15 protein-coding genes are annotated in these 20,806 nt (G+C 40.5%); 13 read left to right on the top strand and 2 right to left on the bottom strand.

Features of this window, described 5'->3' with window-relative positions:
• Nucleotides 1-2: 2 nt before the first annotated feature.
• From I6N96_RS02075 to msrA, 4 genes are all read left to right on the top strand, one after another.
• Complete coding sequence (locus I6N96_RS02075) at nucleotides 3-413, top strand: hypothetical protein (protein ID WP_209555837.1); 411 nt, start codon at nucleotides 3-5, stop codon at nucleotides 411-413.
• A gap of 15 nt (nucleotides 414-428) precedes the next feature.
• Complete coding sequence (locus tag I6N96_RS02070; RefSeq protein WP_209555836.1) at nucleotides 429-2,237, top strand: glycoside hydrolase family 2 protein; 1,809 nt, start codon at nucleotides 429-431, stop codon at nucleotides 2,235-2,237.
• An 8-nt stretch (nucleotides 2,238-2,245) separates the two neighbouring features.
• Entirely contained in the window at nucleotides 2,246-4,012 is a 1,767-nt protein-coding gene (locus I6N96_RS02065; RefSeq protein WP_209555835.1) for a glycoside hydrolase family 2 protein, read from the top strand.
• A gap of 390 nt (nucleotides 4,013-4,402) precedes the next feature.
• Complete coding sequence (msrA, locus tag I6N96_RS02060) at nucleotides 4,403-5,242, top strand: peptide-methionine (S)-S-oxide reductase MsrA (protein WP_209555834.1); 840 nt, start codon at nucleotides 4,403-4,405, stop codon at nucleotides 5,240-5,242.
• Nucleotides 5,243-5,264: 22 nt separating this feature from the next.
• Here the strand turns inward: msrA and I6N96_RS02055 are convergent, their stop codons facing one another.
• The gene (locus I6N96_RS02055; protein ID WP_209555833.1) at nucleotides 5,265-5,702 is read right to left on the bottom strand and encodes a MerR family transcriptional regulator; all 438 of its coding nucleotides are present in this window, start codon (nucleotides 5,700-5,702) and stop codon (nucleotides 5,265-5,267) included.
• 228 nt (nucleotides 5,703-5,930) lie between these two features.
• On the opposite strand from I6N96_RS02055, the gene I6N96_RS02050 reads away from it, so the two are divergent.
• Together I6N96_RS02050 and I6N96_RS02045 are read left to right on the top strand one after the other, a co-directional pair.
• The gene (locus tag I6N96_RS02050; RefSeq protein ID WP_209555832.1) at nucleotides 5,931-6,965 is read left to right on the top strand and encodes an SDR family oxidoreductase; all 1,035 of its coding nucleotides are present in this window, start codon (nucleotides 5,931-5,933) and stop codon (nucleotides 6,963-6,965) included.
• A 156-nt stretch (nucleotides 6,966-7,121) separates the two neighbouring features.
• Nucleotides 7,122-9,440: a hypothetical protein gene (locus tag I6N96_RS02045; protein WP_209555831.1), complete on the top strand. Its 2,319-nt coding sequence runs from the start codon at nucleotides 7,122-7,124 to the stop codon at nucleotides 9,438-9,440.
• A gap of 79 nt (nucleotides 9,441-9,519) precedes the next feature.
• On the opposite strand, the gene I6N96_RS02040 is transcribed toward I6N96_RS02045, so the two are convergent.
• The gene (locus tag I6N96_RS02040) at nucleotides 9,520-10,392 is read right to left on the bottom strand and encodes a helix-turn-helix transcriptional regulator (protein ID WP_209555830.1); all 873 of its coding nucleotides are present in this window, start codon (nucleotides 10,390-10,392) and stop codon (nucleotides 9,520-9,522) included.
• A gap of 132 nt (nucleotides 10,393-10,524) precedes the next feature.
• Between I6N96_RS02040 and arfA the strand changes: the two genes are divergently transcribed.
• The 7 genes from arfA to I6N96_RS02005 all read left to right on the top strand — a co-directional run bounded on the left by arfA (nucleotide 10,525) and on the right by I6N96_RS02005 (nucleotide 20,494).
• Nucleotides 10,525-12,027, top strand: coding sequence for an arabinosylfuranosidase ArfA (gene arfA / locus I6N96_RS02035; protein WP_347339054.1), 1,503 nt, complete (start codon nucleotides 10,525-10,527; stop codon nucleotides 12,025-12,027).
• Between the two features lie 30 nt (nucleotides 12,028-12,057).
• The gene (locus tag I6N96_RS02030) at nucleotides 12,058-13,314 is read left to right on the top strand and encodes an ABC transporter substrate-binding protein (RefSeq protein ID WP_209555829.1); all 1,257 of its coding nucleotides are present in this window, start codon (nucleotides 12,058-12,060) and stop codon (nucleotides 13,312-13,314) included.
• Between the two features lie 313 nt (nucleotides 13,315-13,627).
• On the top strand, nucleotides 13,628-14,545 hold the full coding sequence (locus tag I6N96_RS02025) for a carbohydrate ABC transporter permease (RefSeq protein ID WP_209555828.1): 918 nt from the start codon (nucleotides 13,628-13,630) through the stop codon (nucleotides 14,543-14,545).
• 18 nt (nucleotides 14,546-14,563) lie between these two features.
• Complete coding sequence (locus tag I6N96_RS02020) at nucleotides 14,564-15,406, top strand: carbohydrate ABC transporter permease (RefSeq protein ID WP_209555827.1); 843 nt, start codon at nucleotides 14,564-14,566, stop codon at nucleotides 15,404-15,406.
• A 406-nt stretch (nucleotides 15,407-15,812) separates the two neighbouring features.
• Complete coding sequence (locus I6N96_RS02015) at nucleotides 15,813-16,259, top strand: MarR family transcriptional regulator (RefSeq protein WP_209555826.1); 447 nt, start codon at nucleotides 15,813-15,815, stop codon at nucleotides 16,257-16,259.
• Nucleotides 16,259-18,640, top strand: coding sequence for an ABC transporter ATP-binding protein (locus tag I6N96_RS02010; protein ID WP_209555825.1), 2,382 nt, complete (start codon nucleotides 16,259-16,261; stop codon nucleotides 18,638-18,640). The genes I6N96_RS02015 and I6N96_RS02010 overlap by 1 nt, the downstream gene beginning before the upstream one ends.
• Nucleotides 18,641-18,655: 15 nt before the next feature.
• The gene (locus tag I6N96_RS02005; RefSeq protein ID WP_209555824.1) at nucleotides 18,656-20,494 is read left to right on the top strand and encodes an ABC transporter ATP-binding protein; all 1,839 of its coding nucleotides are present in this window, start codon (nucleotides 18,656-18,658) and stop codon (nucleotides 20,492-20,494) included.
• The last annotated feature ends 312 nt before the right edge of the window (nucleotides 20,495-20,806 follow it).

The following is a 20,806-nucleotide window of genomic DNA, read 5'->3' as shown; positions in this document are numbered from 1 at the left end:
AAATGAATCGAAAAAGAGAACGACAGCTGATCCGAATCATGGGTATCTGGCAAATTCTTGATGGTCTGTTGACAATATTCATTTACGGTTTTTATCAACAAAATATTTTTCCTGGAATAACTGCTGCAGGTGATACACAGGTAAGTGCAATCAATGCGGCGTTCGGAAATGTCTTTATGTTTGTTTGTACCTTTGGCATCCTACTGATTGGCTCGGGAATGATAAATCTGCTGATCAGTAAGCGTTATGTGAAGGATGACCAGGTCAATGTCAAAATCGGTGTGTATCTGATTCTCCAAGGACTTGCTTCCTATTTTATTCTTGATATCATCAGCTTGGCTCTGGCGATGTCTGCAGGAGTTATCTTACTCGCTCGGAATAAAGGAATCAAATGGAATACACAAAAAACTTAGTTGGGAGTTAAAAATATGATGCGTGTTGAATATCCTCGTCCGCAGTTTATGCGTGAGAAATTTTTAGTTTTAAACGGGGAATGGTCATTTGCTTTTGATGATGAAAATAATGGAATGGGAGAACGATGGTACAGAGATTCAGAGGTATTTACTAAAAAAATTCAGGTTCCCTTTGTTTATCAGTCTGTATTGAGCGGTGTTGATGATCGAACGGTTCATGATATTGTGTGGTACCGAAGAGTATTTGAGTGGAAAAAAAATAGTGGAAAAAGAGTATTCCTGCACTTTGGAGCAGTGGATTATCAGGCAGATATTTATGTAAATGGGCTCTATGTTGGCCGTCATATTGGCGGACATACCTCCTTCTCATTCGATATCACACATTTTTTGACAGATGATCATCAATCAATTGTAGTTCGTGCTTGGGACCCTCATGACGATGAAACAATCCCGAGAGGGAAGCAATTTTGGGAGGCTGAATCAAGAGGTATTTGGTACACGAATAGCACTGGTATCTGGCAGACCGTCTGGCTTGAAGAGGTGGACGATGCTCATATAGAAAAAATAGAGTTTACGCCGAATCTGGACGAAGGAAATGTTCTTTTGGCGGTAACCATACCGAAACAGGCAGTAGGTTGTACCCTTCGCTACAGCATTTTTTTTAAAGGAACACTGATTTGCGAAGACCAAGCAGCCTTGCTCAATCCTTGTACGAAGCGAAGTGTCGATATCTATAACGAAAAGATTTTTCGCACAAATTTTCATGATCATGGATGGACATGGTCTCCGGAACAGCCGAATCTGTTTGATGTCCATCTGGAGTTGATTGTTGATGGAGAGGTGACGGACGAAGTAAGCAGCTACTTTGGCATGAGAAAAATCCATGTGGAAGATGGGATGACCTTTCTGAATAATCAACCCTACTATCAAAAGCTGGTTCTGGATCAGGGCTACTGGCCGGAAGGCTTGCTTACAGCACCCTCTGATGATGATTTCGTCAAGGATATTCAGTTAGCTAAGGAAATGGGGTTTAATGGGTGTCGCAAGCACCAAAAGGTGGAAGATCCTCGTTATCTTTATTGGGCAGATAAGTTGGGATTTATTGTCTGGGGAGAATGTGCTTCTGCACCTATTTACACAGCAGGAGCAGCTGCCAAACTGACACAGGAATGGGTCGAAATCATTGAGCGAGATTACAATCATCCTTCGCTAGTTACCTGGGTACCTCTAAACGAAAGCTGGGGTATTCCAGATATTCATCTTAATCTGCAGCAGCAGAGCTTTTCACGCAGTATGTATAATTTTCTGCATGCACTGGATACAACACGTTTGGTTATTTCAAATGATGGTTGGGAAATGACCGAGACCGATGTCTGTGCGATTCATAATTATAGTCATGGTCAAAAGGAAGAGGTCAAAAAGTATCGCTACTTCAAGGACAGCCTTGCTGATGTGAAGGGGTTGATTCAGCATCCGCCGGGGAAATGGGCGACTTTTGCTAAAGGGCATCACTATAAAAATCAGCCGATTTTGTTGACCGAGTTCGGCGGTATTGGTTATGAACTTGGCGGACAGGCAGGCTGGGGCTATACTTCTGTTGATAACGAAGAACAATTCCTGGATGACTATGGACGAATCATGGATGCAGTCTATAGCTCAAGTGCTTTATGGGGGTATTGCTACACACAATTGACCGATGTAGAGCAGGAAATCAATGGTTTATTGACCTATGATCGTCAGCCGAAGGTATCATTAGAGGCAATTAGAAAAATCAATGATCAGTATCATCCGGAACGGATTTTCATTGGTCAGGAAGAGAAATGAGGGGAATTATGAAGGCAATCAGAAGAGAGCATCCACGCCCGCAATTTATACGTGAGCATTGGAACATACTGGATGGGAAGTGGGCTTTTCGATTTGACGATGAAAATAGAGGGATAAAAGAACAGTGGCAACAAGGATTGTCTCAAACTGTAGATATACAGGTTCCGTTTACTTATGAAACGGAAAAAAGCGGGATCAATGATCAGGCACATCATTCGGTTATTTGGTATGAAAAGCTGTTGACGCTGGATGAGCTGAAGCATTATACGATTATTTTCGAAGGAGCAGATTATGTTAGTCAGGTCTGGCTGAACGGTCAGTTATTGGGGGATCATCAAGGAGCGTATGAACGGTTTGAATTTGATTTGACAGGTGTTGTGTCTGGAGAAAACCGTTTGGTTGTTCGTGTGGAGGATTCTCTTGCCTGTGAGCAGCCCAGAGGGAAACAGCGCTGGCTGAAGGATAATTTCGGCTGCTGGTATGTTCAGACAACCGGTATCTGGAAGTCTGTTTGGCTTGAGGAACAACATTCAGATCAACGGATTGCTTCTGTCAAAATGACACCGGAAGTTGATAAAGATCAAATCATTTTTGAACCAATACTAAATAATCCTACGACTTACCTAAAGCAGGAGCTTCGTTTTGAGGCAGAGATTTCTTTTGATGGGAAATCAGTTAGTACACATCAGGGAATCTTTCATCATGGAATGACTCCTATTTCGATGGAGACAAGAATCAAAGAGGATGCATGCTGGGGAACCAAACTGTGGTCTCCGGAAACCCCTCATTTATATGATGTGACCTTCCGATTATTCAATCTGGAAGGGGAGCTGCTAGATGAAGTTTTCAGCTATTTTGGTATGCGGAAAATCTCTATCAAAAATGGTCAAATCCTTTTGAATAACCATCAGCTATATCAACGTTTGATTTTAGATCAGGGCTATTGGAAAGAGTCAGGTTTGACACCACCGAATGTAGATGCTTTGGAAACGGACATCGATCGAGTAGTGGAGATGGGCTATAACGGTCTGCGAAAGCATCAAAAGATTGAGGATGAGCGCTTTTTGTATCTCTGTGATGAGAAGGGGCTATTGGTTTGGTCGGAAATGGCCTCCACCTATACCTTCAATGACCAGGCTGTTGATAATTTTGTTGATGAGTGGCTGGCGATTGTTCGACAGAACTACAATCATCCATCGATCATTACATGGGTACCATTCAATGAATCCTGGGGAATCAAAGGTATTGAGCAGGACAAAAAGCAGCAGCATTTTACTGAGAGCGTTTATTATCTAACGAAAACGATCGATCCGCAGAGACCGGTGATCACGAATGACGGCTGGGTCCACACGATTTCTGATATCATCACTCTCCATGATTATGAGGAGTTTGAACAGCTGTTTAATGAACGGTATGCAGACAAAGAATCCTTATTAAGAGACGACTATCAATTTAACAAGGATTTCTATGTATTTGCAGATGGCTATAGCTACGAAGGGCAGCCAATCATTATTTCTGAGTTTGGCGGAATCGCCTTTACAACAGAGAAGGAAGAGAACTGGGGCTATGGGAATCAAGTGAAAAATGAACAGGAATTTATGGATCGCTTTGATGCAATCCATCGCTCGATTCAAGCTCTTCCCTATGTTACAGGTTATTGCTATACTCAACTGACAGATGTGGAGCAAGAAGTCAATGGTTTGCTTACGACGGATCGAATCCCTAAGATTGACTTGAAAAAAATCAAGGAGATCAATGAACGACGAGTGAAATAAAAAGAATAAAAAACCAAGCAGCTTTTGATGATGAGGATCAATAGCTGCTTGGTTTTTTTGTGGTGTCGCTTTTTACTATCTCTGAAAACAAACCTTTTGTGAATCATTAAAAGGTCAGTTTTTTATAGTCGTTTTTCTTTTGACGAATACCTCATAAAGCCAAATTCTCGCCTATCAGTAGATCTTGTGCTAAATTTCAGGTAATGATTCACTGATAAAAAAACTTATGTAAATCTCACTAAAGAGTCATTACACGAAAAGTGACCTTTATCCAGTGTATCAAACAAAGGAATAACAAGCATTTATCCTTTCTTTAATAGGATTTCTATAGATTTTTACGGCATATTGCTTATTTTTGTTTCATATTTGGTCTTCAAAGGAGGAATCCTCATGTCTTTCACACAGGAAGAACAACTAAACGATATTTACAATCTAATTTTAACTAGCGGCACCCGTGAGTGGGAACGAACACAGCTTGTTTCGGCGAAGAATGCGCTAGAGGATGGCGCTGATTTTTCTGCTGAGCTATCGAAACTAGAGGCTAATTTACGTCCTTTAGCAGTTAGAAACAATTTGACGCCGGATGTTGCTGAGTTTTATCTGAAGTTGACAGGTGAGTCAGTAAATGAAGCTGCTGACAACCGTGTTGTACATTCAGGAGATGATCCTGTTTATCAGGAACGGGCAATATTTGCGGGCGGCTGTTTTTGGTGTATGGTGGAATCATTTGAGACGATGGCGGGGATTGTCTCTGTTTTATCTGGCTATACGGGTGGACATGTAGCCCATCCAAGCTACGATCAGGTAAGCGGTGGCTATACTGGGCATGTGGAAGCGGTGGAAATCATTTTTGATACACGGATCATCACTTATGAAGAACTGGTTGCACTCTATTGGCAAATTACTGATCCAACGGATGCATTTGGACAATTTCAAGATCGTGGCAGTCAGTATCGTCCGATTATTTTTGTACAGGATGAGCGACAAAGACAAATTGCTGAAGACTCCAAACAACAGTTGATAGAGTCTGGGAAATACAAACAGCCAATTGTGACGGAAATACAAACAGCTGAGACATTTTGGCCAGCTGAAAATTATCATCAGCAATTTTATAAGAAACAACCGAAAAGATATAAACAAATCAAGCGATCTCGCCAGCAGTTTTTAACCTATCAGCACTTAAAAGGAAAAGTTCGAACAGTATTAAATAAGCATAAGAAAACGTTCTAGCCTTCTCTTGATTACATCCAGCTCAGTCAAGGAAGGGATTCGCAAGGGCGTTTTTTTCCTTTTCCATGCTTGAAAAACGTCGTTGAGCATTGATGATTTCAACGGCATTAGGAGCAGTGTAGACATCCAGTTTACGGTCGATTTCCTTTAGATTATTTTCTAAGTCGTTCATTTGCTGCAAAACATTTTTACGATGAGTAGAGAGTAATTGTTCACGTGCTTCGATTGTTGCCGTTCCTTCCATACAATAAGCGATGTAGGTGCGTATATCCTTGATAGTCATTCCTGTATTTTTCAAACAGCAAATCGTGTGGATGAATCCAAGATCCGAATCGGTGAATTCTCGATACCCTGATTTGTTCTTTGAAACAAAGGGCAGCAAGCCTTGCTTGTCGTAATACCGCAGTGTATAGATAGATAAATCAAACAGCTCAGATACTTCTTTTATAGTGTAAGTCATTTTTTTCTCCTATTCTTAAACAAAAGGCTTTCCCTAGACTATACTCTAGGGTTTAGACTATATATAAATCCTGTAAAAAGATTTTATTATATGAATATTTACCAGCTCTACGTAAGTAGGTTACTTAGTAGAATCATTTTATAGGCTCATTTCTTTGGCAGGATTTATATAACTATAAGACAAAGAACTACTTTTTACAACCAATGATGAATTTAGGAGGAAATAATTATGCAAAATAAAGTTTTAGTTACTGGTGGTACCGGTTTTGTCGGCACGCAAATCATTTTTCAATTACTGGAAAAGGGTTATATGGTCAAAACAACTGTCCGCTCATTCAAAAGTAAGGATCGTGTTATTGATGTGTTGAAAAGTAATGGTGTTTCAGCAATTGAAAATCTATCATTTGCAGAAGCAGATCTATCAAAGGATGAGGGCTGGGATGAGGCGATGGAGGACTGCGAGTATGTTTTGAGTGTTGCTTCACCTGTCTTTTTCGATATTCCAAAGGATGAAAATGAAGTGATTCGTCCGGCAATAGATGGGATCATTCGAATTTTGAAAGCTGCAAATCGCAGCAAGGTGAAACGAGTAGTCATGACCTCAAACTTTGGAGCTGTGGGATTCAGTAAGAAAAATGGCGCGCAAGAAGTCACTACTGAGAATGACTGGACTGATGAAAATGAGCCAGGCATATCTGCTTATGAAAAATCTAAACTGTTAGCTGAGAAGGCTGCCTGGTCCTATATTGAAACAGAGGGGAAACAACTGGAATTTGCGACAATCAATCCTGTAGCGATTTTCGGACCATCACTAAACAACCATGTTTCCGGTAGTTTTGATTTATTGAAAAGCCTATTGAATGGATCAACGAAGCGAGTGGCAGATATCCCTCTGAATGTTGTCGATGTGCGAGACGTAGCAGATTTACATATTCGGGCAATGGTTACACCAGAAGCAAAAGGCCAGCGCTTTATAGCATCGGCAGATGGACAGATATCAATGATGGAAATTGCTGAGTTGATTCGAAAAGAACGTCCGGAGCTAGCTTATAAAATACCAACAAAGAAATTGCCTAATGTTCTTATCGAAGCAGGAGCACTTGTCAATAAACACGCAAGAGAGGGAAAACTGTTTCTAGATATGAATCGTAATGTCAGTAATGACAAGGCAAAAAAACTATTAGAGTGGTCGCCGATATCCACCAATGAACAAGCTGTTTTGGCTGCTGTAGATAGTTTAGTAGAATATGGTCTAGTTGATTGATCCTATTAAAAAAGTACTGTGGAACGGTCATTGCATCTCTTCGAAATGTAATGGCTGTTTTTTTGTGTGGAAATTTTATAAAACTAGTTGGAAAAACATAATTATTTCGTTCCTCTGTATTGTACTATGGGTACAAAAGCAGGGGGAGTGGATAGTATGGTCATTAAAAATAAAATATTTACTCTAAATGTAACTGAGCAGGGAACGTTGGATTTGCTTCGATTGAACGCCGATCCATATCGGATGAACTGGGTAATAACAGAAGACTATTTAGACGAAGTAAATTATTACAGTAAAGATAAACTTTTTGGGAATTTTATCATAAAAATAGAGGATAAAATCTATAATAGCGCCTATATAAAACCAGAAATAAAAAAACAAAAAGAGCAAATCATTGTTCAGTATGAGTTCAGTGAATTTCAGTTGGAGCAGGTTTTCGATGTATCTGATGCTGACTCTTTCAACTGGTCTATTTCGTTTACTAATAAGCGAAAAATCCCACTAAAAATTCAGGATCTTTCTGTGTGGATTCCTTTTAGTTATATCATGTTTAGAGATACATCTGTTCGACGGAACGTTCATCAATCCGCAGCAGTGTTTCCTTCACTTTCTCCCGATTTTTCAAAAATTGCAGTGATGAGAAGAAGCAGTGAAGACAGCAGTCTCGGAATGTACCAGCTGGCGGGGGAGCTGTTCTCAGTGGGCAGTTATTGTGAATTTCAAAACAAGTTTTTTGAAGATATATCGCCTTCATTGGATGGGGTGATTTATCATAAAATGATTCTTTCAGGGAAAAACACATCAAATGAGATGGACTGGATCTATCCTGGAAAAGAAATCGTTGTTGAGGCAGAAGGGTCTGAAAAATGGCAGTACCAAATCGATGAGATCGTCGACCAGCAAGCATTTATAGAAAAGGGAATAGAGATAGGACACCCTAAAATCAGTTATCCCGAAATGGTTCCTGTCAATCAGCCCTTTGAAGTCACTGTTTATGGGACAGAAGTCGTGGCAGCTGCTATGGAATGGGAAGTGGCTGGCAGGCACCATACAAAAAAATTAAATATAACGGATGGACAAACCATCTTTGGGATTGCCACATATTGTGGGGAGCATCGTTTATCTATCGAATTGGCTAATGAGAAAAAGGATCAAGTAGTTATCAATGCTATGGAGAGTGTCCGTGAGTTGGTTGAGCGCAGAGTTGATTATCTCTGCAACCGATCCTATGGTCTTGAAGAAGAATCAGCTTTTTCTCCCCTTTCCAATCAAGGGGAATCGTTAGGTAAGCTGTCTCTGATTCTCAAAAAAAATTTGTTGGCAGAACCAAAGATCGAAGAGGTGCAAAAGGTCGAAAAGAGCCTTAACCACTATGTGCTGAACAAATGGTTTGTCAAAGGAGATTTTAAAAAGCCGAGAAATCTATATGGCTCATTTTATCGAGTGATGGATTTCGAGTATTTAGGACATGTCCTTTATCTCCTTTCGCTATTTCCAGATCAGCTGCTTCAGGAGCAGCGTGCAGATGTCTATTTGGAATGGGCGGCGAAGGTTGTTGAACTGCGTATCAATCCCGATTGTCATGATAGTTTACGGGCTAAAGAAGAATCAGAAATGCTCGGTGTATTTTTCTTATATATCAATGAGCTGATTGAGGAATTGACACAGCGAAATATCGGCGACCATGACAAGCTGAGAAGGTTATGGGAAAATAATCTATTTGAGATTTTAGAGGACAATGCAAGCTTGAAAGCTGTGACGACAGAACATTATTTTGATAACGCCGGATTTGGTCCCGCTGCTGCTGCTTTAGCAAATGCTGGATATACTAAAAGCTGTCTTCAGTACGGTGAACTGCTGCTTGCGAACATTGGCTTCAGTAACGATTTTCGTTTTCAGAATCCGGATCGTTGGTGGGAAGCGCTCGCGTATATGATTCATTCACTTTGGGGCGGGATCACTGCAGCGGCGGCATTGGACGTTTTCCATGCAGTAAAGGATCCAAAATATTTAGAAGCGAGCTATCGGGCGTTTGTCGGTGTTTTGTACTGTTATGATCCTCATTCTACAACGACGACAAAAATTGAAGCTGGCGAAGCCGTTTCAACCTACGCTGTAACTAGTCCTCATGATAATCGGTTGGATTTATCTCGAAACAGATTTGGTCAGGAAACCTTTGCGAAGGATGGCGGGATATTTGCACGGATATTTGATGAAAATTCTCGCCAAACCAGTGATTGGGATATGGGAGAAGAAATGGTTGCTTACCTTGATCGTTTCGGTCAAGATGCCTACGTCTACTATGATGAAGAAGCGGTCTTGAAGGTAGTGAATGGGAGAGCCGAGATAAGAGAAAACGAGACGTTTATCACGAGCTATGCCCCCTATCCCCGAAATATCTATTTCCTGCATGAGAAAGAATTGATACGATTAGAAGGGAATGGACAAGAAGCGATACTTAAAATGAATGGCTGAATGATTATTTTGATTAATAGATAAGAAATAGGACGGAGGCTCAAACGCTCAGTGCGTGGAACTATCTGTCCTATTTTTTTTATTTTCCTGAATGGGCACGACGATAATTCAATGGAGAAATTGCGTATTTCTTTTTGAAGCAGAGAGAAAAATAAGCAGAGTTGTTGAAGCCACATTTTATGGAAATATCCGTCATAGAAAGGTTGGTTTTGATTAAATAACTAGCGGCTTTATCCAATCGGTAGTTGACTAGATACTCTAAGGGAGTACATTGAAAGACTTGTTTCATTGAACGAACAAGATAATTCTCATGAAAATGAAAGTATTTCGATAAGGTTGTGTTCGTAATTTCCTTTGCATAATTCTGCTTGATATAAAGCTCAATGTTTTCGGCTAAATCAATAACGCTGGTCTTGGAATAGCTTTGTTCCTCCAAGGATTTCAAAAGCTGAGAAAAGCGTTTTTGATTGTCCCAGAAGACAATCGATTTCTTTTCGCCTACAGTGCCTAACAATAAGCGGTCAAGTAACGCATAAATAAACTTTGAATCGGAAAGTTTTTGATATTTTTTTAGGTGCAGCGTGTAGTCTTCATTGTGATAGTGAAGTTCAGGCATGATGACATCAGAGTTGAGCTGAATAGGCTGTTCGAGAGCTTCCCAGTGCCCATCATAATGGAAATGAAGCCAATAAAAATCGGTATCTTCCGTACAAGGCTTGGTTGAAAAGTGATGCAAAAGCGGAGAGAGTACCAGCATTTCGCCTTGCTTGATTTCATAATCTGTTGTTTCTTCAGTAATATAGAGGGTTCCTTTCAGCACAAATAGTAAGTCGAAGTAAGGGAGGTTGTTTCGATTGGGATGCTGCTGTCCAACAGAATAGGAGGTGAAATTTCCTTCGATAAATGTTGGAAAAGGCGGGATGATCATTGAGAGGATCGGTACAGTATTCATTTTTCTCCTCCTTTAGTGTGGAATATTATAAATTGTAGTTTGATTTTTATAAAACATTAAAGCGATTACATATTATAATATACTTAAATAAAGCAGAAATTGCAATTGCTGAATCGAACAAGGGGGAGTTATGTGAAGGCTAAAGTGCTTATAAATAAAGGAAATGTATTAAGTGAAATAGATGATCGCCTCTATGGATCATTTATTGAACACATGGGCAGAGCAGTTTATGGAGGTATTTTTGATCCTTCACATCCTATGTCGGATAACTATGGATTCCGAAATGACGTGAAAGCGTTGGTCAAGGATCTGAATGTTCCTCTCGTTCGGTACCCCGGAGGAAATTTTTTATCCGGCTATAACTGGGAAGACGGAATTGGTCCAATCGATCAGCGTCCAAGAAGGCTTGATCTTGCTTGGCAAACGATCGAAACGAATGAAGTCGGTCTGCATGAATTTATGCGCTGGGCAAATGAATTGGACATAGAGGTGGACATGGGTGTCAATCTGGGCACCAGAGGGATCGATGCCGCCAGAAATTTAGTGGAATATTGTAATTTTCCTGGTGGAACCTATTGGAGTGATTTGAGGAAGGCCAACGGCGCAAGTGAACCTTTCAATATCAAAACATGGTGTCTTGGCAATGAAATGGACGGTTCGTGGCAGATTGGCGCCAAGACAGCAGAGGAATATGGACGTCTGGCCTGTGAGACTGCGAAGGTTATGAAGCTTGTGGATGAGACAATCGAGCTTGTTGTTTGCGGTACATCAGTTAGTACACTACCAACCTTCGGCAGTTGGGAGCAAACCGTTCTGGAGCATACCTATGAGCACGTCGATTATCTTTCTCTGCATATGTATTATGGCAATCCAGAGAATGATATTGAGAATTATCTGGCGAAATCCTTGGATATGGATCGTTTCATTAAGGGTGTTATTGCAATCTGTGATTCTGTAAAGGCAAGAAAGAAGACGGAGAAGACACTGAATCTTGCGTTTGATGAATGGAACATCTGGTATCATACACTGGAAACAGATGAGCAGATAGAAAAGTGGCAAGTGGCAAGACCTGTGTTGGAGGATATTTATAACTTTGAAGATGCTTTGGCTTTGGGATGTCTGTTGATTACTTTGTTGAAAAACAGTGACCGAGTGAAGATTGCTTGTTTGGCCCAACTAGTCAACGTGATTGCACCGATCATGACGGAAACTGGCGGAGAGGTCTGGTGTCAGACAATTTTTTATCCTTTTCAACAGGTATCCACCCATGGTAGAGGAAAAGCCATGCTGACAACAATAGTATCGGATCAATACGATTCGAAGGATTTTTCAGATGTGCCCTATTTAGAAAGTATTATCGTAGATGATGAGGAAAGAAATGAATTGGTAGTTTTTGCAGTAAATCGTTCACAGAACGAGGAGATGCACTTGGACATAGATCTACAGGGCTATAAGATTCAGTCAGTGAGCGAGTGTTCGACATTGGCTGGCTATGAGTTGAAAGAAACCAATAAGAAAGGACAGGAGATAGTGAAGCCTGTTGCGAATAATCAAATCAGCATAACAGATATAGGAATAAATGTGGTACTACCGGCATTATCTTGGAACATGATTCGATTAGAAAAAGCAGAGTGATAAAAAAGAACTGGAAAGGTGATGGGATTTATGTGGAAAAAAGTAGCAGTGGGGTTGCTGGCGGCGGCAGCAGGAGTAACGCTTTTGGCAGGATGTGGTTCTAATGGAGGGTCGGGGTCAGGCTCTGATGACGGTAAGGTAAAAATTAAGTTCTCTGCTTGGGATAAGTTTCCCGATAATATCATTGAAGAGTTCAACAAAGAGTATCCTGATATTGAAATCGAATTGGTACAAATACCCGATTCTGACTATTCCCAAAAAATCAATCAGATGCTGGTAGGAGGAACAGCTCCAGATGTTATTTTGTCCTTTGAAACAGATTTACCAAAGTTTGCTGAATCTGGTTCGATTCTTTCCTTAGAAGATTATTTAGCGGATACAGACAAAATTGATACGGATGATTTTATTCCAGCCGTTCAGACCCTAAATGATCAAACTGGTGGTAATTACGGTCTGCCATGGGCGTACGCCTCTGAGATATTATTCTATAACAAAGATATGTTTGATGAAGCCGGTGTAGACTATCCTACAAAGGATTGGACATGGGAAGACTTTGAAAAAGCAGCACAGAAGCTGACTGTTGTGGAAAATGGGAAAACCACACAATGGGGAGCAGATGCACTGACATTCCGTGGCTTATGGTGGTCATTGGCAGGTCAGGGCGGCGATTCTATTGTAAAAGATGGATTACTGGATTTGGGTGATGGCTTGAAGAGTGCCCTTGAGTATCAGGACAAATTGACAAATGACTTGAAAGTAAGTCCGGAGCCTTCAGCCGGCGATTCTGTAGCAGATTTGTTTTCTTCGGGTCAGGCAGCAATGACACGGACTGGCAGCTGGCAGATTTTGAACTATAGGGATGCTGATTTCAACTGGGATATAGAAACACTGCCGAAGGGGGAACGTGCTTATAATTCTCTTCATACAGGCTTCTATACGATAAATTCAGCAAGCAAGCATCCGGATGAAGCATGGAAATTCATTGAGTTCATGATGAGTGAGAAAGGTCAAACGCTGAACTCTGAATGGGGGTCAAATCCATCAGCGCTTAAATCAATTGCAGAACAAGGAGCGTATAAAAAAGAAGGAAAAAATGGTCCGACAAATTGGGAAGTTATTGAGCGTGCCGGACAAGAAGGCGAATTTGGCTATGTGCTGATCAATGCTGCTTCAACGACGAATCTGGTCAATCAGTTTGATGCTTATCTTCTGGGTACGACAGATTTGGATGAAATTTTTGATAAATACATTCCGAATGCCAATCAGGAAATAAAGGATAATCAATAGACTTAAGGACTTTTTATAAATAAAAACTCTTAGTGTGCAATTGTCAGAAGCTGGAAGAACAATTGGACTGCAACGATCGCTTATAGATTAGGAATGAGGTGTTGGAGTGGTCAGGAAAGCGAACTACTCCTTCACTGTTCCATTGCAGCGATCGTTAGTGACTGTCATTTCTTTAAGAGGATTTCTATATACTCTATTCTGCGGATAGGATAGATAGAAAGGATTTTCCAGCATCGTTCATTAAAAGTCATAGGGAGTAGCAGTTTTGATCGGCTGATCGTGCTTCTTCCCTAAAGAAGAAAGAGAGGTTGCTATGAAAAATTTATCTAAAGGTAAACAAGCAAAGAAGAGGCAGAGCCTTAAAGATACACTGACAGCCTATGGCTTTTTATCACCTTGGATCATTGGGTTCATCTTCTTTACAGGTGGTCCGATCTTACTTTCATTTTTACTTAGTTTAACAAAATGGAATTTATTAGGACAACCGAGATTTGTCGGATTGGAAAACTATCAGCAGCTGTTCAGTGGAAGCTCAGATTTTTTCAATACACTGAAAATCACGTTTTTATTCACATTACTGAATGTTTTTGTAACGGTCAGTGCATCATTATTTTTAGCAGTATTATTGAATTTTAAAGTTCGTTTTATCGGCATTTTTCAATTTTTCTATTTTGTTCCGGCAGTCATGCCGTCTGTTGTAATGACAAGCTGCTTTATTCTGATGTTCAATAATCAACTTGGTATAGTGAATTATTTTCTTTCTACAGTTGGGATCACAGGGCCAAACTGGTTAGGAGATGCGAATCTGGTTTGGGTGGTGGTTGGTATTGCAAGTGTGTTTACCTTCTCAACTGGTCAAATGATGCTGATCTTTAATTCTAGTCTAAAAGAGGTACCTATCGAATTATATGAAGCAGCTCATCTAGATGGCGCCAATGCGTGGCAGCGTTTCAAAAATGTGACCCTGCCGTCTATTTCACCAATTCTATTGTTCAATACAGTTGTGGCAACAGTGAACTCCTTCAATGGTGCCTTTACCCTGCTGTTCCCATTGACTGGCGGTGGTCCGGGGAATGCAACAAAAGTATTGAGCTTGTTGATTTATGAAAAGGCCTTTAAACAGTTCGATATGGGTACCGCTTCAACATTGGCTTTCATCATGTTTATCATTGTTGCGGTGATATCGGTCCTACAGTTCAAGTTGTCAGATGATAAAGTAAATTATGGATGAGGAAGGTGAAAAAAGAGCATGAACTACGATACGAAAGCAGTCAAAATAATGCAGTATGCCATATTGATATTCTTTGCGGTACTGATGTTTTTCCCTATATTTTGGATATTCTCGAATTCCTTGAAAACATTGAATGGAATCAGTGAGTTCCCGCCTCAAATTTTCCCTTCACAACCACAATGGCAAAACTATATTGATGTCATCAAGAAAAGTAATGCGTTGGAATACTTGAAAAACAGTCTGATTCTGATTGTTGGAAATACTGTTGGAACATTGTTATCAAGCTCGATTGTAGCCTATCCTCTGGCTCGTATGGAGTTTAAAGGAAAAGGTGTTGTCTTTGGAATGATCCTGGCAACGATGATGGTTCCTACCGTAACATTAGTGATTCCACAGTTTCTGTTGTTTAGAACCTTTGGCTGGCTGGATAGCTTCCTGCCGATGATTGTGCCGAGCTTCTTTGCATTCCCATATAATGTGTTCCTGTTCCGCCAGTTCTTCAAAACGATTCCTAAGAGTATAGATGAATCTGCTATGTTGGATGGTTGTTCAAGAATTCAGGTATTTACAAAAGTGATTGCACCGCTTGCAAAGCCGATATTCATTACAGTTGGCGTTCTTTCTACTATTTTCTGGTGGAATGAATTGTTCCAACCATTGATCTTTATCGATTCAGAAAATTTGAAACCATTGACCCTTGGCGCATTGAACGCATTCAAGATTGAAGGCGGGCAAAATCAGACTGCGTGGAATATGCAGATGGCCTTTGCTATGATCATGGCAATTCCACCAATGATCCTCTATATGTTTGCATCTAAGCACTTAGTAGCAGGAATAAAAACTTCCGGAATGAAGGATTAGTGGAGGAACGCTATAAATGAATGAGTGATTTTAGCTTGTTTTTTGGAAATCTGCATGAAAATAATGAAACGATAAGAAACAGTTAAATAAGAAATAAGGCGAAGAAAGAGCATGAGACTGAATTTTGTCTCGTGCTTGTTTTTATTTTTCTTTAGTGAATAATATATGTCTTTGTGATAGTATTATTTAGTTGAAAGGAGTTTGTACTTGTGTTCGATAATGATAGTTATAATAGCGTTGTATAACACTTGTTAAATTTTTTCTCATTAAAACGTATTCATTCTTAAGTTTGGAGCTAGAGTGTTGACTTTGACAGCTATATGCGTTAATATCGAACAGCATTAGTTACTAACAGTGTTAGTGATTTTTGGTTTAAAGAAATTATTTTGAAAGAAGGGAGAGCCCTATGACATTTGCAGAGGAAGCGGAGCAGGAACTGGTTCGCTTGATGCTTCAAAATCGAAATGGTGCGTTCAGTAAGATCGAAAAGAGCAACAAAGGCGAAAACATCGTCATTAAATTTCTCGCTCGAGCCGGTGAACCAACCAGTCCCAAATGTTTAGCTGAATCGCTCAATTTATCCAGCGCACGTATTGCTGTTGTTTTGGGTGGTTTGGAGAAGAAGGGGTTGATCGTTCGCGATATGGACCCTGATGATCGTCGCCGTATCAATGTCACTCTAACAGAAAGTGGTGCAAAGATGGCCCACGCTGAAAAGAAAGAGATGCGGGATAAGATCATCCAAATATTTGAGATGATGGGGGAAAAGGATACCAAGAAATTTATTGAAATGACTGCGAAGTTCGTAGGCTGCTCTCAAAAATTAGCTCTGAAAGAGGAAGGTGACCAATAGTGAAGATTTTTAAACATCTCGGGAAATACTGGTATGCCATCATCGCTGTTGTTGTGCTTTTAGTTGTGCAGGCATATAGTGATTTGAGCCTACCAAGCTTGACATCGGATATCGTGGATGTCGGTATTCAGCAAGGTGGTCTTGAAAACACCACTCCTGAAAAAATCAGGAAGACAACTCTTCAAGGGATTGAAATGTTCATGACCGACGATGAGAAACAGACCATCGAAGACAACTATAAGCTAACGACTGAAAAAATCGATGGCAAAGAAGTTGAAGTATATAAGCTGAATCTTCAAAGTGGTATGACAGAAGAAAAGCTGGCGGATATTTTCAATTTACCAATGATGATGTTGGCCTCTTCCCAATCGAAGGATTCATCTGAAGCCAATGAAGCAAAATCGGTTATTGAGGCATATACAGCAATTGCCGAAGATGGTGCAAAAGCGAAACAGCTGGGGGAAGAAGCAGCCGCATTAGGAGAAGAAGCAAAGGCAGCTGGTGAAGCTGCTGCCGCAGCAACCGATATGGAAACAGCGGCGGCTAAAGGTGCTGAAGCACAGACTCTGGCAGCAGAAGCTCAGGAAAAAGGAGCAGAAGCACAGAAGCTAGCGGATTCAGTTACCGCAGCAGTTGATGCGATGCCGGCTAAAGTCGAAGCTGCTCGTAAAGAGATCAAAGATAGTTTAGGTGATCTTGGCGAAGATTCAATGAAAACAGTGGGAATCCAACTAACTTTGGCTGAATATAAAGCTTTAGATATGGATGTACAACAGATTCAAACCGATTATATGATTAAAACAGGAACTAAAATGGTGACTCTGACACTGATTTCTGCAGTGGCTGCCATCATTGTTGGGTTGATTGCTTCATTGGTCGCTGCTGCAGTTGGTAAAAACCTGCGTGTAGGCCAATATGAACGAACACTGCAATTTTCCAACACGGAAATGGAGAAATTCTCTCCGGCATCATTGATCACTCGTAATACTAATGACATCCAGCAAATGCAAATGGGGATCGTCATGATCATGCGTATGGTTCTATATGCACCGATTCTTGGTCTTGGCGGGATCTACGAAGTGTATAGAACAGGAACCGGCATGGGCTGGATCGTTGGTGTAGCTGTTGTCGCTGTTTTAGTTTTGGTTATGACCTTACTATTATTTACAATGCCTAAATTCAAAGCGTTACAAGACTTAGTGGATAGAGTGAATCTGGTTTCTCGTGAAATTATTACCGGATTACCAGTTATTCGTGCGTTTTCTCGTGAGAAGTTTGAAGAAGAACGTTTCGATGTTGCCAATACAGATTTGATGAAAACACAATTATTCGTCAATCGCTCCATGTCTATCATGATGCCTGTGATGATGCTGTTGATGAATGGTATCTCTGTTCTGATTGTTTGGGTCGGTGGACATAACATGGATGCCGGTCAGCTCCAAGTCGGAGATATGATGGCCTTCATTACTTATACTATGCAAATCGTTATGGCCTTCATGATGCTGTCAATGGTTTCAATCATTTTGCCTCGTGCGAATGTTGCTGCCGGTCGTGTAGAGGAAGTGCTTAATACAGTACCAACAATCATAGATCCGGAAAAACCTAAAGATGAACATGACTTTGTAGGTAAAGTGAAATTTGAAGGCGTACAATTCCGTTATGGAGATGCAGATGAGGATGTTCTTCATCATATCAACTTTACTGCGGAACCCGGACAAACCACTGCTCTGATCGGGTCAACGGGTTCCGGAAAGTCTACGATTGTGAACCTGATCCCTCGTCTTTTCGATGTGACTGGGGGACGTATCACCGTAGATGGTGTAGATGTTCGTGAAATGAGCTTGCACAAGCTTCATGAGATCATTGGCTTTGTTCCTCAAAAGGGAATTCTGTTTTCAGGAGATATTGAATCAAATATCAAATTTGGTGATGCAGACATCTCAGATGATCGAATGAAGAAAGCGGCAGAAATCGCTCAAGCAGAAGAATTTATTGATTCGAGTGAAAAAGGGTATAGTCGTGAGATTTCTCAAGGCGGAACAAATGTTTCCGGTGGGCAGAAGCAACGTCTTTCTATCGCCCGTGCATTGGCGAAGGATCCAAAAATATTGATTTTTGACGATTCTTTCTCAGCACTTGATAATAAAACCGATGTGGCATTAAGAAAAGCCTTATCTGAAAATATCAAGGATGCGACACAAATCATTGTTGCCCAAAAAATATCTACAATCATTCATGCGGACAATATCATTGTTTTAGATGAAGGACGTGTAGTTGCACAAGGAAAACATGAAGAATTGATGCAATCGTCAAAAGTTTATCAGGAAATTGCCCAGTCACAGTTAAGTAATGCTGAATTAGGCATAGAAGAAGCAGAGTAGGGAGGAGCGAAAAGAATGGCAGAAGAAAAACGAAATCGCCCTCGCGGCGGCGGCCCTGGACAAATTGCTCCAGTGGAAAAAGCCAAAGACTTCAAAGGAACGATCAAAAAATTAGTTTCCTATATTGGTGCTTATAAAATACCTGTTTTCTTTGTAATGATCTTTGCGGTTGCCTCAACTATTTTCAATATCTGGGGTCCAAAAATCTTATCATCAGCAATCACAGAGCTGTTTAACGGCTTGATCAAGAAATACCAGGGAACTGGCGGCATCGACTTTGAAAAAATCGGCGGCATCCTTCTTTTCATGCTGGGACTTTATCTTGTCGCATCACTGTTCGGGATCATGCAAGGTTGGATCATGTCGACAATTTCTCAAAAAATCACTTATCGTATGCGTAAAGAGATTTCAGAGAAAATCGATCGTATGCCAATGAATTACTTCGAAAGTAGAACAACTGGGGAAGTCTTGTCACGTATCACGAATGACGTGGATACTCTGGGGCAATCCTTGAACCAATCGATCACACAATTGATCACTTCAGTATTTACAATCATTGGAGTTATCGTTATGATGCTGTCCATCTCAGTGAAGATGACTGGTGTGGCGGTTCTGATCGTACCGATTTCATTTATTCTGATTATGATCGTTGTGAAGAACTCTCAGAAATATTTCAAGACCCAACAGGAATACCTTGGGGTCATCAATGGTAAAGTGGAAGAAACGATTGGCGGTTACAATATCGTTCGTTTATTCAATGATGAAGAAAATTCATTAAAAGAGTTTAAAGAACAAAATGATGTCTTGTTCAAATCAGCTTGGAAATCTCAATTTCTTTCAGGCTTGATGCAGCCAATCATGAACTTTGTCGGAAACTTGGGTTACGTCGCTGTAGCGATTGTCGGCGGGATCATGGCATATAATGGATCAATCACTGTCGGAGATATCCAAGCGTTCATCCAATATGTACGTAATCTGACACAGCCGATTGCTCAATTGGCTCAAGTATCCAATATGCTTCAATCAATGGCAGCAGCTGCTGAGCGTGTCTTTGAGTTCTTGGATGAGGAAGAAGAAGACCAATTTGCTGAAAATCCAGTGAAGATCGATAAAGCAAAAGGTATGGTGGACTTTGAACATGTTCACTTCGGTTATACACCAGATAAAATCGTTATCAATGACTTCACCAGCCATGTTGATCCAGGGCAGACAGTTGCTATTGTAGGACCAACTGGTGCGGGTAAAACCACAATGGTAAAATTACTGATGCGCTTTTATGATGTGAATTCCGGAGCAATCAAAATCGATGGCTATAATATCAAGGACTTCAATCGTGCAGATCTTCGTAAAAATATCGGTATGGTTTTACAGGATACTTGGCTGTTCAAGGGAACAATCATGGAGAATCTGCGTTACGGTCGTTTAGATGCGACAGATGAAGAAGTTTATGAGGCCGCAAAAGCCGCCCATGTCCATCACTTCATCCAAACATTACCAGGCGGTTACAATATGGAGCTGAATGAAGAATCATCTAATATTTCTCAAGGTCAGAAACAGCTGCTGACGATTGCTCGAGCTATTTTAGCTGATAAACCAATTTTAATTTTGGATGAAGCAACATCATCTGTTGATACACGGACAGAAGGATTGATTCAAGAAGCCATGAACAACTTGATGGCGGGACGTACGTCATTCGTTATTGCTCACCGATTGTCAACAATCAAAGATGCAGATAAGATTCTTTATATGCAAGGTGGAGACATCAAAGAGCAAGGAACACATGAAGAGCTATTGGCTCAAGGCGGCTTCTATGCTTCTCTTTACAATTCTCAGTTTGAAGAGTTGACAGAGTAGAGGAACCAACTAGAAGTGAGGCTGAAAACAGTAGTTCATTCTTGTTATCTAAAATAGTGTCAATCGGCTATTCGAAAACATGTTTACTTACATGTTTTCGAATAGCTTTTTTGTTTGATTAAGGTATTATGAGCCGTTCTAATCATTTTTTTCGGAAATCATTTTTGTGTAGAAAACGCGTCTAATCAATCTTTTCAGCTGTTATTTTTAGGAAGCGTCATATAAAAATAGAAAACGTTTTAAAGATAGTAGTGACTGTTATCTGAATGTGATATAATGAGCAATGGGTAATACAATTATTTTAGGGGGCAA

Source organism: Enterococcus larvae (assembly GCF_017830045.1).
Lineage (GTDB): Bacteria > Bacillota > Bacilli > Lactobacillales > Enterococcaceae > Enterococcus_L > Enterococcus_L larvae.
This window is presented reverse-complemented; position numbering and strand designations above follow the sequence as displayed.